13 protein-coding genes are annotated in these 12,446 nt (G+C 66.2%); 2 read left to right on the top strand and 11 right to left on the bottom strand.

Annotated features, from left to right (window positions below; translation table 11 throughout):
- Positions 1 to 26 precede the first annotated feature (26 nt).
- A complete protein-coding gene (locus ACEN8U_RS09870) occupies positions 27 to 1,328 on the bottom strand; it encodes an MFS transporter (protein ID WP_310110905.1) in 1,302 nt (433 codons plus the stop codon).
- Positions 1,329 to 1,392: 64 nt separating this feature from the next.
- A complete protein-coding gene (locus ACEN8U_RS09865; protein WP_310110907.1) occupies positions 1,393 to 2,172 on the bottom strand; it encodes a putative hydro-lyase in 780 nt (259 codons plus the stop codon).
- Positions 2,173 to 2,348: 176 nt separating this feature from the next.
- Here ACEN8U_RS09865 and ACEN8U_RS09860 point away from each other — a divergent pair, with 176 nt between their 5' ends.
- Complete coding sequence (locus ACEN8U_RS09860; RefSeq protein WP_310110910.1) at positions 2,349 to 3,287, top strand: LysR family transcriptional regulator; 939 nt, start codon at positions 2,349 to 2,351, stop codon at positions 3,285 to 3,287.
- 28 nt (positions 3,288 to 3,315) lie between these two features.
- Here ACEN8U_RS09860 and mdcH read toward each other — a convergent pair whose 3' ends face one another.
- The 9 genes from mdcH to ACEN8U_RS09815 form a co-directional block, all read right to left on the bottom strand.
- Positions 3,316 to 4,248, bottom strand: coding sequence for a malonate decarboxylase subunit epsilon (gene mdcH / locus ACEN8U_RS09855; protein WP_310110911.1), 933 nt, complete (start codon positions 4,246 to 4,248; stop codon positions 3,316 to 3,318).
- Entirely contained in the window at positions 4,248 to 4,943 is a 696-nt protein-coding gene (locus tag ACEN8U_RS09850) for a malonate decarboxylase holo-ACP synthase (RefSeq protein WP_310111164.1), read from the bottom strand. Before ACEN8U_RS09850 ends, mdcH begins: the two co-directional genes overlap by 1 nt.
- Positions 4,943 to 5,758 (bottom strand): biotin-independent malonate decarboxylase subunit gamma, encoded by an 816-nt coding sequence (gene mdcE / locus ACEN8U_RS09845; protein WP_310110914.1) that lies wholly within the window; start codon positions 5,756 to 5,758, stop codon positions 4,943 to 4,945. The genes ACEN8U_RS09850 and mdcE overlap by 1 nt, the downstream gene beginning before the upstream one ends.
- A complete protein-coding gene (locus ACEN8U_RS09840; protein WP_310110917.1) occupies positions 5,755 to 6,642 on the bottom strand; it encodes a biotin-independent malonate decarboxylase subunit beta in 888 nt (295 codons plus the stop codon). Before ACEN8U_RS09840 ends, mdcE begins: the two co-directional genes overlap by 4 nt.
- Entirely contained in the window at positions 6,639 to 6,953 is a 315-nt protein-coding gene (locus tag ACEN8U_RS09835) for a malonate decarboxylase subunit delta (RefSeq protein ID WP_310110920.1), read from the bottom strand. The genes ACEN8U_RS09840 and ACEN8U_RS09835 overlap by 4 nt, the downstream gene beginning before the upstream one ends.
- Positions 6,941 to 7,900: a triphosphoribosyl-dephospho-CoA synthase gene (locus ACEN8U_RS09830; RefSeq protein WP_310110923.1), complete on the bottom strand. Its 960-nt coding sequence runs from the start codon at positions 7,898 to 7,900 to the stop codon at positions 6,941 to 6,943. Before ACEN8U_RS09830 ends, ACEN8U_RS09835 begins: the two co-directional genes overlap by 13 nt.
- Positions 7,900 to 9,558, bottom strand: coding sequence for a malonate decarboxylase subunit alpha (gene mdcA, locus ACEN8U_RS09825; protein WP_310110924.1), 1,659 nt, complete (start codon positions 9,556 to 9,558; stop codon positions 7,900 to 7,902). The genes ACEN8U_RS09830 and mdcA overlap by 1 nt, the downstream gene beginning before the upstream one ends.
- Positions 9,559 to 9,566: 8 nt before the next feature.
- Positions 9,567 to 10,343, bottom strand: coding sequence for a GntR family transcriptional regulator (locus ACEN8U_RS09820; protein ID WP_310110928.1), 777 nt, complete (start codon positions 10,341 to 10,343; stop codon positions 9,567 to 9,569).
- 132 nt (positions 10,344 to 10,475) lie between these two features.
- Positions 10,476 to 11,408: a DMT family transporter gene (locus ACEN8U_RS09815; RefSeq protein ID WP_309586065.1), complete on the bottom strand. Its 933-nt coding sequence runs from the start codon at positions 11,406 to 11,408 to the stop codon at positions 10,476 to 10,478.
- A gap of 113 nt (positions 11,409 to 11,521) precedes the next feature.
- On the opposite strand from ACEN8U_RS09815, the gene ACEN8U_RS09810 reads away from it, so the two are divergent.
- Positions 11,522 to 12,412 carry a LysR family transcriptional regulator gene (locus tag ACEN8U_RS09810; protein WP_310110931.1) on the top strand — a complete coding sequence of 297 codons (891 nt, stop codon included), beginning with the start codon at positions 11,522 to 11,524 and terminating at the stop codon, positions 12,410 to 12,412.
- Positions 12,413 to 12,446: the final 34 nt, after the last annotated feature.

Here is a 12,446-nt window from a genome sequence, read left to right as displayed (position 1 = left end):
GGCCGCTTTCCCTGGCGGAGGGGGCTTTACTGATCGAGCGCCCGGCCTCGCGTCTCCGGCAGCGTAAGCGCCGCGAGAATCACGATCCCGTATGCCGCCGCCGCGAAGGCGCCGATCGCGTGGCCGAGCGTCATGGTTTGCGACACATAGCCGATGAGGAACGGAAACGTTGCGCCGATGGCCCGCCCGAAGTTGTAGCAGAAGCCCTGGCCCGATCCGCGGATACGCGTGGGAAACAGTTCGGTCAGAAACGCTCCCATGCCGGAAAATATGCCGGACGCGCAAAAGCCTAGCGGGAAACCGAGCACGAGCATCGACACGTTGTCCAACGGAAGCTGCGTGTAGACGGAGGCAATCGCGCATGAAGCCAGAGCGAACGCGATGAATGCGCGCTTGCGTCCAATACGGTCGCTCACATACGCGCCCGTCAGATAGCCGCAATACGATCCGACGATCACCACGCCCAGGTAGCTTCCGGTGCCGATCACGCTCAGGTGGCGTTCGGTCTTCAGATACGTCGGCAGCCAGGTGGTCACTGCGTAGTAGCCGCCTTGCACGCCGGTCGCGAGAATCGACGCGCGCAACGTGGTCCAGACGATGTCGCGGCGGAAAATATCGAATAGAGAAGGGCGCGTCTGCGCCGTCTCTTGCGCTTCTTTTTGCCGACGATGCACCTCGGGCTCGTCAACGAAACGTCGAATCCAGATCACGAACGGCGCAGGCGCGATGCCGATTGCAAACAGCACGCGCCACGCATAGTCGGCGGGGACGAGCGAAAACACGGCCATGAAGAGCAGCGTCGATACGCCCCAGCCGATCGCCCACCCGGCCTGCACGAGCCCGACCGCCTTGCCGCGGTCGCGGGCGCGAATCACTTCGCCGATAAGCACGGCCCCTGCCGTCCATTCGCCGCCGAAGCCGAGTCCCATCAAGCCGCGCGCCCACAGCAGTTGCGAGAAGTTCTGCGCGAGTGCGCAGGCGAGCGTGAATATTGCGAACCAGAGAATCGTGATCTGCAAGGTCTTCACCCGGCCGACGCGATCCGACAGCACGCCCGCCGCCCAGCCGCCCACCGCAGAACTCAATAGCGTAACCGTGCCGATCAGCCCCGCGTCGCCACGCGTGATGCCCCACGTCGCGATCAGCGTCGGAATCACGAAGCTCAGGAATTGCGTGTCCATTGCGTCGAGCACGTACCCGATCTTGCAACTCCAGAACGCGCGCTTCTCGGCAGCGGAGATCTGCCGATACCATGCGAAGGGGCCTTTCCCTGCGTCGGGTGTGCCGTAGCGTTCGGCGTCCGCGGTCAATTGCGCTTCGGTTTCCATGCTTGAGCTCCGGTCTTGTGATGAGGCGCGTCCTGGCGCGCGACCTGTATGAAATGGCGCCGCGTTAGATCACGGCGAGCGTGGTGTTCGGAATGTCGGTGACGAGCATGTGCCCCGGCTTGTGTGCAATCGCGAACGGCAGACGCGCGCTTTCTATCGCCGTTTGCGGTGTGACGCCGCACGCCCAGAACACGGGTAGTTCATCGCTGTGCACTGTCACCGCATCGCCGAAATCAGGCCGCGAGAGATCGCGAATGCCGATGAGCGCAGGATCGCCGATATGCACCGGTGCGCCGTGCACGGCGGGAAAGCGGCTCGTGATCTGAATTGCACGGATCGCGTCGGCAGCCTTCATCGGCCGCATCGAGACGACGCGGTTTCCGCCGAACACGCCGGCGCGCACGTTGGGCTCGCGCGTCCGGTACATCGGCACATTGAGCTGCTGTTCGATGTGACGCAGGCCGATGCCTTCGCGGCGCAGCATCTCCTCGAATGAAAATGAGCAGCCGATCGCGAACACCACGAGATCTTCACGCCACAGTTCGTTGAGGCTGCGCACTTCCTTCGTTCGTTCGCCATGGCGATACACGTAAAACGCCGGCACATCGTTGCGAATGTCGAGATCCGCGCCGAGCGAGGGCACGCGCCAGTCGCCCGGTTCACCAACGCCGAGCAGCGGGCAGGCCTTCGGGTTGAGCGTGCAGAAACGCAGGAAATCATCAGCATATTGCTGCGGAAGAATGGCGAGATTGGCTTGCGCATAATCGCCGCAATAGCCCGCGGTCGGGCCCGACAAGCGGCCGCTGCGGATCTGCTGACGGAACTCGGATGGCGTGTAGGACATGAACGACTCGATTGACGTTGACGGAGACCGAACGGTGATGCGTTTGCAGGTTAGTAACGTCAAAAATATCCATCCAGCGAGTTTTTCTTGCGTTTTGTTAAATTAAAATTAACGCGCAGGCAGTCCTTTTTCTGACGGCAATCCCGCGCCGTCCGCTCATTGCGAGACCTGATGCAATGAATACCCGCTTTGTAGAAACGTTTCTTACGCTGGCGAGACTCGGCAGTTTTCGCGCGACGGCGGCTGCGATGCACGCCACCCCCGCCGCGATCTCGCTGCGTATCAAGACCCTTGAATCGGAGCTAGGCGTCGAACTGATCGAGCGCGATGCGCCCGAATTCCGGCTCACAGCAAATGGCGAGCGGCTGCTCGCGCACGCGCGCACCGTCGTGCAAGCTACGCGCTCGCTGCAACTTGCCGCTCAGGACGAGACGCAACTCGCGACGCGGCTGCGCCTCGGCGTGATCGAAACGGTCGTGCATAGCTGGCTGCCCGACTACATTCGCATGCTGAACCTTGAGTACCACCGCATCGTGGTGGATCTGACTGTCGATTCGAGTGCGGTGCTCGGGCCGCGTTTGCGCGCGGGCGAACTCGACCTCGTGATTCAGGTGGAAGAAGCGGAGGAGCAGGAGACGTCGATGGTGTCGACGTTGCTCGCCAGTTATCCGGTGCGCTGGATCGCGCGCAGCGACCTCATTCCCGCCAGTCGCGCAAAACATGTCGGTGTGCTGCTGAGCAAACCCGTGCTCACGTTCGGACGCGGCACCGCGCCGCAACTCGCGGTCGAGGCCATCGTGCAGACGCTTGCGCGACGCGCTGGCGTGCCCCTCGCCGACACGCAGGTCACGTGCATGCCGTCAGTCGCCGTCATCGTCAAACTGTTGCGCGACGGTTATGGCATTGCTGCCGTGCCCGCGCTTTTTGTCGAGCCGTATCTGACGAGCGGGGAGTTGGGGCATTTGCAGGTGCGACCGCTGCCGCCTGCCATCAACGTGGCGATGTATTACCGCGACGACGCTGATGTCGGGGTGCTTGCGGCGGCGCGCGTCGCGCGCAACGCATGCGAGCAGTATGCGCGAGCGATGGGGCGACAGTTGATCGCGAAGCGCTAGAAAAGCCGGTACAGAAAGCGCGCCTCGGCTATTCGCTATGAAGGCGCCGCTGCACCGTCGCCGTGAGGCGTTCGAACGCGAGCGTGCTCGCGGCGAGCGCGACCATCTCCGGATAGTGCTCGCGGGCGATGTCGGTGAGCACCTGGCCTGGCGGCGCTTCGATCGCGACGCGCACGCCCATTTCCTGCATCACGGTGAGCGCGTCGAACCAACGCACGGTGTAGCGCATGTTGGTCGCGAGGTCGTCGCGAATCGCATCGGCGGTATACAGCGGCCGGCCGCCGCGATTGCCGATATACACGCCGCGTGGCGCACGAAACGGAATCGAGCGCGCGTAGACGGTGAGCTCATCGCTCGCGTGCGCGAGCAGTTCGCAATGCGAAGGAACGCTGACCGCGAGGCGCGTCGCCTTGCGTGCACCGGCGGCGAGTGCTCGGCCGATAAAACTGTCGAGCGCCGCGTCTGCGCCCGCTACCACGATCTGGCGCGGCGCGTTGACATTGCCGATATACACGGGCGGTTCGCCTTCCTCGATACGCCGCGCGGCCAGCGTGGCGACCTCGTGCTCCGTCAGGCCGGAGACCGCCGCAAGCCCGTAGCCCGATGGATACGCGCCCTCCATTAGTTCGGCGCGGCGGCGAACCATCTTCAGCGCATCGTCGAAGGCGAGGGCGCCGCAGCTTACCGCTGCCGGGTACGCGCCTACCGACAAACCGGCGCTCATGTCCGGCGCGAGTCCTTCCTCCGCCAGCGCACGGGCGATGGCTACGCCTGCAATCGTCAGACCGCATTGCACGGCAATCGTCGAGCGCAATGCATCGGCGGTGTCGAGTGCGAGCGCATCCGTGCCGAGCACTTGCGACGCCTCGTCCAACGTGGCCCGCACGGCGGAATGCGTCGGCAGGCTATGCAGAAAGCCTTCGGTTTGAGCGCCCTGGCCGGGAAAGAGCAACGCGAGCATCAGCTAGCCGTGCGATGAGCGGCGGACCAGGGGTCCGCAAGCAGTCGTGGGCCGCTTGCATGACGCGCCATCACGCGTGTCTTGCCTGACGCCCACTCGGCGAGCGCAACGCCGCCTGCCGGCGTTTCCAGCTGCGCGTCGATGCGAATGCCGGTCTCGCTGGCAAGCGCTTGTAGATGGTTCAGCAGGTCCACAGCGCAGTCACGCGATAACTGTTTGGGGGTCCGAATCAATAGATCGAGGTCACTCGATGGCGTCACGGCGGCTGTTCGCGTGGCCAGCTCGAACCCCGCGCTGCCGGTGGGGCCCCATACCACCGTGTTCAGTATGCTGCCTGCGTCGCGCTGCAACGCGGCGAGCGCAGCGAAGGCGGGCAACGCCGCGCGCCCGGCAGGCGGTGCGCGGCACACCAGCGCTTCCGGCGAAACGACTTCCGCAACATCCGTCGATGCCGCCCATGTGCCGTACCGTTGTGAGCGCCCCGTGCCGCGCACACCGATTGCGACGATGCCCTCGGCGACGAGCGCACGCCGAACGACGGCATAGGGCGCGCGCTCGAACGCATCGCGAACCCACGCCGGTTCGCCGTCGAATGCAGCGAGGCGCCGCAGCCGCAGCAAATCATGCGCGCGCCAGCGTTGTTCGCAGGACACGGCCAGCTCGCTTGCAAACGGCGGTGCGGCGCAAACCGGCATCACACGGCATCCCATTGTTCGGCGAGACGCCGCCGCACTTCGATGGACGCCGCGCGGTTCTTCTGCGCGGCCGCCGATTGGAGCCGGCGCGCGAGCTTGCGGCTGCCCTCACGCGCACTCGCGATCTGCTCGCACAACACTTGCTGCACGCGCGCGATTTGCGTCGCGTCCGGTGCGTCGGCGTCGATCCCTTCGATCAGTTGGTCGAGCAGCCCGAGCTTCGCAAACGAGGTCATCGAGTAAGACATGGGCACGATGGTCTCGCCGAGCGCGTCGAGCGCCTCGACCGTGCGGCGCGTGACGCGCGCGGCGGCTTCCTTGCCCATCGCGTGCACCATCGTGCCTGGCGCATCGAGCGCGACGATGCGGTTGGCCTGATAGCCGTGCGCGAGGAACGCACCGGACATCGCGGGGCCGACAATGAACGCGATGACCGGATGTCCCGCGTCGCGCGCCGACGCATAGGCGTCGACCGCCGCGGCGCACGCGAGATGAATGCCGAGCATTTCCTCGCGATAACCGTAGGCCTGGCTCTTCACATCGACAATGGCGACGATCGGACGACGTGTGGCGCTTCCCGCATCGTCGACAATCGCCTCGCGCACGGCACGCGCGAGCTGCCAGCCCTGCTCGAGCCCGACCACGTTGTCGGTCGCGCGCGGAAAGCGGTTGCCGGGATCGGGCACGACCGTGATGAAGCGTGCGCGCTCACCGCCGAGCGGCGCGTCGGCGCTCCAAACGGGGGCCGCGCTGCGGGATTCGCCCGCGAGCGCATGAAACCAGCGCGCGCCGCGGCTCAGTGGGATGTCGCTCATGCGTGCTCCTTACGCGGCTGAGAGTGGGCAGCTTGCGCCGAATAGACTTCGCGCATGCTCTCGGGCGTGACGTTTGCCGGATCGATCCGCGCGAGCCGCTGCAAAAACGTGTCGACCTGTTCGCTGCGATGCGCGGGCGGCACACCTTGCGCGAATGCGGCGTGCACGGCGGCGCGCACCGCTTCCGCGTCGTCGTCCACGAGCCGGTCCGCAAGCGAGCTCGCCACGCGCTGTTCGCCGCCGATCAGCTGCCATACGCGGCGCCGGTCGCTGGCGTCCAGTTCGTCGATGCCCGCTTCCTGCTCGATCACCTCCGGCCCGTTCATGCCGAGCCGGCCCTGCTTCGTCACAACAAGGTAGGAACAGAGCGCGGCCGCCAGCGACATGCCGCCGAAGCAGCCGACCATGCCTGCGATCACACCGACCACCGGCACGTGTCGACGCAGCGCGACGATGGCCGCCTGAATCTCCGCGATCACCGCGAGACCCAGGTTGGCTTCCTGGAGCCGCACGCCGCCGGTTTCGAACAGCACGACGGGGCGCACGATCTTGCCGCGCTCGCAATCGCGCAAGGCCATTTCCAGCGCGGCGGCGATCTTGCTGCCTGACACTTCGCCGATGCTGCCGCCCTGGAACGCCGATTCGATGGCCGCGACCACGGCGGGTTCTCCGGCGATCGTGCCGCGCGCGATCACACAGCCGTCGTCCGCCTGGCACACCACGCCTTGCAACGGAAGCCACGGCGACTCGATCCGGTCGAACGGTCCGAGCAATTCGCGGAAAGTGCCCGCGTCCAGCAGCGAGCGGGCGCGCTCGCGCGCCGGCAACTCGATGAAGCTCTCGCGCAGCAGCGGCGCGGCGTGCGGTGTGGCGAGCGTGCTCATGCGTCGTCTCCCTGCTCGGCGGCTTCGACTGCTTCGGCGAGCCGCAACGCGACGACGCCAGGCGTCGCGCCGAAGTCGTTGATCTCGATCTGTGCGGCGCCGTCGTAGCGCGTAAAAAAGCGGTCCAGCACGCTTTTCCAGATGTGGCTGTAGCCGTCCACGCTCGTGCGCACCACCACATGTGCCGTCAACGCGTTCGCACTGCCGGCGGGCGAAAGCAGCACTTCCAGATCGCCCGATCCCACCACGCCGACGTGCGCGCGGGTCGTGACGGCGCGTTGCGCCGGATAGTCGAAGGTCAGATGTTCCATGTGGCTGAACTCCCGCCGGCGCCGCGACGCGCCAGCATGTCGAGGAAAAGGGTGGCGGCGAGCAGATCGGCTGCGCCGCCGGGCGATGCGTTGAGTGACAACAGTTCGTGCTCGAGCGCGGCAAGCGCGGCTTGGCCCGCTCGAGACGAACTGCCGCCGGCCTGCAGCACGCGCCGCGCGCCGTGCTGACCGGCCTGCAAGCCGGCCAGACCCGCGCGATGCAGCAGGCAGGTGTCGTCGAGCGAGGTCATGATCGCGAGCAGGGCGTCGACGCGCGCGGCGTCTTCGGCAATGCCGCGCGCGCGCGCCGCGAGCAATGCGGGCAAGCCGGTTGCAATCACATGCGGGAAACCTTCTTGCGCTTCGCGGCGCGCACCGCCCACGTGATAGCGCTGCCGCACGCGTTCGCCGTGACTGTGGGTGACCGCGGCAAAGCGGTCCGGGAAGCAGGCAATGTGCGCGGCGCGCCGGCAGATCGACGCGGCGTCGAGTTGCAGCGCGGTCTCGGCCAAGGACGCACCCGCGACCAGCAGTCCGACGATCCAGATGGCGCCGCGGTGCGCGTTGCTGCCACCCGTCGCGCGCAGCATCTCCTGTTCGCCGGCGCGGCCGATCTGCGCGAGCTCGGTACGCAACAGCGCCGACGGTTCGCCGCGTCGGCGGGCCGTGCGCGCGAGGGTAGCGAAGGTCGGCTCGAGCGAACGCGCGGAACGCCGCATGATCGACAGATCCAGATCGCGATGCGCGCCGCTGCCGCGCTGGTCGACGAGCGCGGGCTTGGGCGTGAGCTCCGCTTCCTCGATCAGCGCGGTGATTGCGTAGCCGGCAAGCTCCGCGTCGGTCGGCAGAGGGTGCGGGCGGGGTGCGATGCAAGCGGGCGCGAACGCGGCTGGGTCGTCTGCCGCGCACGCCGCTTCATCGCGCTCCAGCAGGGCGGCGGCGTTCATCACCAGCTCCTGAAGCGCGCCGGCGGCGCATACAGACCGCCTGACCACGTGACCAGATCGTCGATGCTGCGTGCCGCGAGCAGCGAACGCTTCGCTTCGCCGCGTCGAATGCCGAGATCTTCCGGATACGCGACGATGCCGCGTCGGCGCAGCTCCGCCGTCTTCTCGGGCTTCGCGCGCAGCCCGATCGGCGTGACGCCGGCCACGGCCGCAATCGCCGCGCGCCGCTCGTCGACGCCCTCGGCCTTGTGCAGATGCGCGATGCCTTCCTCCGTCACGACGTGACTCACGTCGTCGCCGTAGATCATGACGGGCGCAACCGGCATCCCGCTTTTGGCGCCGACCGCGACCGCGTCGAGTTCGTCGACGAAAGTCGGCTCGCCGCCTTTCTTGTACGTCTCCGCCAGTTGCACGACCAGCTTCTGGCCGCGCGACACCGGCCCCTGGTCTTTCAGCAGCTTGAGCCACGCCTCGCTCGAATGACGCCGGCCGCGCGGATCGTGTCCCATGTTCGGCGCGCCGCCGAAGCCGGCGAGGCGGCCGCGCGTCACCGTCGACGAATTCGCGTCCGCGTCGATCTGCAGCGTCGAGCCGATGAAAAGATCGACGCCATATTGCCCGGCCAGTTGGCACAGCACGCGGTTCGAGCGCAGCGTGCCGTCGTTGCCGGTGAAGAACACGTCGGGGCGCGCCTCGATATACGCCTCCATGCCGACTTCGCTGCCGAAGCAATGGATGCTGTCGACCCAGCCGGATTCGATCGCCGGAATCATCGTGGGATGCGGATTGAGCGTCCAGTTCCGGCAGATCTTGCCTTTGAGACCGAGCGACTCGCCGTAGGTGGGCAGCAGCAATTCGATCGCCGCCGTGTCGAAGCCGATGCCGTGGTTCAGCGAGCTCACGCCATACGGCTCGTAAATGCCGCGTATCACCATCATCGCGGTCAGCACCTGCAGGTCGCCGATATGGCGCGGATCGCGTGTGAACAGCGGCTCGACGGCAAAGGGCCGGTCGGCCTGCACGACAACGTCGACCCACGAGCCGGGAATGTCGACGCGCGGCAATTCGTCGACGATTTCGTTGACCTGCACGATCACGATGCCATGACGGAACGCGGCCGCCTCGGCGATGGTCGGCGTGTCTTCGGTATTCGGACCGGTGTAGAGATTGCCGTGGCGGTCGGCTTTTTCCGCGCAGAGCAGCGCGACGTGCGGCGTCAGGTCCACGAACATGCGCGCGTACAGCTCGACATAGGTATAAATCGCGCCGATCTCCAGTAGCCCGTCTTCGAGCAGTTGCGCAACGCGCAGGCTCTGCGGCCCGGCAAACGCAAAGTCCACCTTGTGCGCGATGCCGCGCTCGAACAGCGTCAGATGTTCAGGACGACTGATGCTCGAGATGAGCAGATGCACGCCATGCAGCTTTTGCGGATCGGCCTTGGCGAGCGAGCGCGACAGGAAATCGGCCTGCTTCTGGTTGTCGCCTTCGAGCGCGACGCGGTCGCCGGGCCGGATCAGCGTTTCGAGCGCATCGACGATGCGCGCCGACGGCAGCACGCCGTCTTCGAGCCATGGAGCGATGGCTGCGAGGCGGCGTATTTTTTCGTCGCGGCGCGTGGTCCACGAACGTGCGGCGGATGTTTCGGCGGGTGCGTTCATCGGCTCAATCAACTCCCGGTGGTGGTGCGCGGGGGGCGGCCGCGCGGCTTGGGTCGGTTCGCGAGCGCAGCTTCCGCCTGCGCGCGTTCGGTCAGAAAACGGTGCAGCAGCTTGCCCGTGCCGAGCAGATGCCCGGCGACGAGCGACTGAGCGGCCGGCACGTCGCCGCGTCGCACGGCGTCGAGCAGTTCGGTGTGCTCATTATCGGACTCGCCCTTGTACGAAGGCAGGCCGAACTTCAGGCGCAGGTAACGTTCGCCGCGGCGATGCAACACGCGAATCAGGTCTTCGAGCTGGGGACGCGCGGCCGGTGCATACAGGCTCATGTGAAACGCGGCATTGCGCGCGACGTACAGCGACGGGTCGGGTTCGCGCTCGGCGGCCTCGCAGAGCACCGCGCATTCGCGCAGCGTGGCAGGCGTGTGTCTGGGAATGGCGAGGCCGATGGCAAGGCTCTCGAGCGCCGAACGAATCTCATAGATCTCGCGCGCTTCATCCGCCGATAAAGGCGCCACCGTCGCGCCCTTGTGCACGGCGACTTTTGCCCAGCCTTCGGTTTCCAGGAGGCGCAGCGCCTCGCGCACCGGAATCGCGCTGACCGAGAAATGGCGCGCGATCGCGTCCTGGCGCAGCGGCGCGCCGGGCGCGAGCGTGCCGTCGATGATCGCCTCGCGCAACGCCTCGGCGATGACGCGCGATGTGCTTTCTCGCGGCGCCGCAGCGGGCAGGAGCGGGGCGCACGAAGGCGTACCGACGGCGGACGGGTGGGACGTGGCATCGTTCATGGTTAGAATATTATATATGAAACGACGCGATTTATACGCGGGCAAACCCGAAAAGCGCGGGCACTTCGTGAAGGGGACAGTGCGCGACCGCGAGCTATCGCCCAGCCCAGCCCAGCCCAGCCCGCGCGCGGCTTACTCGGCGTGGCGTCGCGCGCGCCCGCGCGGCATCAGCAGCGAAAGAAGCGGCCAGCCGAGATTGACGCCGAGGCTCGCCGTCACGATCAGCGCCATACCGGCCAGTTGCGGCAGTGAAAGCGCGCGACCGTACACGATGGCATCCACGGCAATGGCGGTGAGCGGGTAGACGAACAGCAGCACCGCAATGACGGGCGTGGTCAGCTTCGGCAACGCCCCGTAGATGAGCACATACGAAAGCCCGGTGTGCAGCACGCCCATGCCGACAATCCAGAACCACTGCATCGGCTCGATATGCGCGGTGCTGAAGGGCGCAACCAGCGGCGCGATGAACGGCAGGCAGATCACGCCGACCGCGCATTGCATGAGCGTGAGCAGATGCGGGCGTAAATCGCCGAGTCCCTTGGCGATCAAAGTGACGCTCGCGTAGAGCACCGAGCCGGCGAGGGCTTCGCCGACGCCGATCAGATAGCTCGTGTGGCCCTGCAGATTGGCTGTAGCGGCCACGCCCGAGGCGAGCACGAGCCCGACGAAGGCCGTCGCAATCCAGCCGAGCCGGTCCGCGCCGAGCCGCTCGTTGAAAAGAGCTGCGCCCATCAGCACGACCCAGAACGGCTGCACATGAAATACCACGGTCGCCACCGCGATGCTCGTGCGGTGGATGGCATCGAAAAAACCAACCCATTGCGTGACCATCAGCACGCCGGAGACGAGCGCAAGCGCGAGCGTGCGTCGCGTGAAATGCGCCCGCGTGAAGAAGCCTTTCCATGCGCAATACGCAGCGAGCGACAGGAAGCCGAAAAGACAGCGGAAAAACACGAGCGTCAACGCGCCGAGCCGCGCTTCCTCGACGAACATGCCGAGCGTACCCATTAGCAGCCCGCCGGCCGCCAGTGTGATGGCGCCTTGTTGACGTTGCGTGAGGGACATGCCGGGCGTCTCCTTGAGTGAGTGGGCGAAGAACTGCACCCAGTATTGCGCCGGTTGCCGTGCGTGCACAAACGAATTAAATTTAGAAATTCCATAAGCGGAATTGATGAATCATGCACCCCGAATTCGACGTGGATTTGCTGCGCACTTTCGTTGCGGTCGTGGACACGGGCAGCTTCACGAAGGCATCGGCGACCGTGCATCGCTCGCAGGCGGCCGTCAGCATGCAGATCAAACGGCTCGAAAGCATGCTCGGCACCACGCTCTTCGCGCGCACTACGCGCAATCTCTCGCTGACGCGGCCGGGCAACACGCTGCTCGAATACGCGAGGCGCGTGCTCGCATTGCATGAAGAGGCGTGGTCGGCGATCGTGCGGCCCGAGGTCACGGGGCGAGTGGTGCTCGGCGCTCCGGACGACTATGTGTCGTCGCTCCTGTCACCGGTGTTGCGGCGCTTTTCGAATCTCTATCCTCACGTGGAAATCGAAATCGTCTGTGCGCAAAGCACGTCGCTCGCGCCCATGCTCGCGGACAACAAGATCGATCTCGCGTTTGTCACGCGCGACCGCAAGATGCGCGGCGAATTCGTGCGGAGCGAGCCGATGGTCTGGGTGGGCGCTTCTGTCGATACGCCGGTGCTCGCGGCGTCGCCGTTGCCGGTCGGCTTGTACGAGCCCGGTTGCGTGGCGCGTCAGCATACGCTCGCCGCGCTCGACGGCGCGCGCATTCGCTATCGCGCGGCGTTCAGCAGCGCGAGCCTGATGGGCCTCGTGGCCACGGTGGATGCCGGGTTGTCGGTGGTTGCGCTCACGCGTTGCAGCGTGCCGTCGCGGCTGGCCATTCTCGGCGAGGCGCAGGGTTTGCCGGCCATCGAGCCGCTCGAAATCGTGGTGGCGCGCAGCGCGAAGTCGGACCGGCCCACCTGCGATTACCTGGCTGCCCAGATGGTCCAGGACCTATCGGTGCGGGCCCAGCCGCGCGGATCCGTGGCGGCGGCTTCTTGACGGCTCGCGCCGCTCGCGCGTGCGGTGGCGGCGC

The organism is Paraburkholderia phenoliruptrix (assembly GCF_047325075.1).
Taxonomy (GTDB): Bacteria; Pseudomonadota; Gammaproteobacteria; order Burkholderiales; family Burkholderiaceae; genus Paraburkholderia; species Paraburkholderia phenoliruptrix.
Note: the sequence above shows the minus strand (reverse complement) of the source record. Positions and strands in the feature narration are given on the sequence as shown.

Bases quoted from the DNA above. Each gene is read 5' to 3' on its own strand.
- ACEN8U_RS09850 (WP_310111164.1), bottom strand. From the start codon at position 4,943: ATGCCGGTTTGCGCCGCACCGCCGTTTGCAAGCGAGCTGGCCGTGTCC.
- ACEN8U_RS09820 (WP_310110928.1), bottom strand. From the start codon at position 10,343: ATGAACGATGCCACGTCCCACCCGTCCGCCGTCGGTACGCCTTCGTGC.
- ACEN8U_RS09870 (WP_310110905.1), bottom strand. From the start codon at position 1,328: ATGGAAACCGAAGCGCAATTGACCGCGGACGCCGAACGCTACGGCACA.
- ACEN8U_RS09810 (WP_310110931.1), top strand. From the start codon at position 11,522: ATGCACCCCGAATTCGACGTGGATTTGCTGCGCACTTTCGTTGCGGTC.
- ACEN8U_RS09865 (WP_310110907.1), bottom strand. From the start codon at position 2,172: ATGTCCTACACGCCATCCGAGTTCCGTCAGCAGATCCGCAGCGGCCGC.
- ACEN8U_RS09835 (WP_310110920.1), bottom strand. From the start codon at position 6,953: ATGGAACATCTGACCTTCGACTATCCGGCGCAACGCGCCGTCACGACC.
- ACEN8U_RS09860 (WP_310110910.1), top strand. From the start codon at position 2,349: ATGAATACCCGCTTTGTAGAAACGTTTCTTACGCTGGCGAGACTCGGC.
- mdcE (WP_310110914.1), bottom strand. From the start codon at position 5,758: ATGAGCGACATCCCACTGAGCCGCGGCGCGCGCTGGTTTCATGCGCTC.
- mdcH (WP_310110911.1), bottom strand. From the start codon at position 4,248: ATGCTCGCGTTGCTCTTTCCCGGCCAGGGCGCTCAAACCGAAGGCTTT.
- ACEN8U_RS09840 (WP_310110917.1), bottom strand. From the start codon at position 6,642: ATGAGCACGCTCGCCACACCGCACGCCGCGCCGCTGCTGCGCGAGAGC.
- ACEN8U_RS09830 (WP_310110923.1), bottom strand. From the start codon at position 7,900: ATGAACGCCGCCGCCCTGCTGGAGCGCGATGAAGCGGCGTGCGCGGCA.
- mdcA (WP_310110924.1), bottom strand. From the start codon at position 9,558: ATGAACGCACCCGCCGAAACATCCGCCGCACGTTCGTGGACCACGCGC.
- ACEN8U_RS09815 (WP_309586065.1), bottom strand. From the start codon at position 11,408: ATGTCCCTCACGCAACGTCAACAAGGCGCCATCACACTGGCGGCCGGC.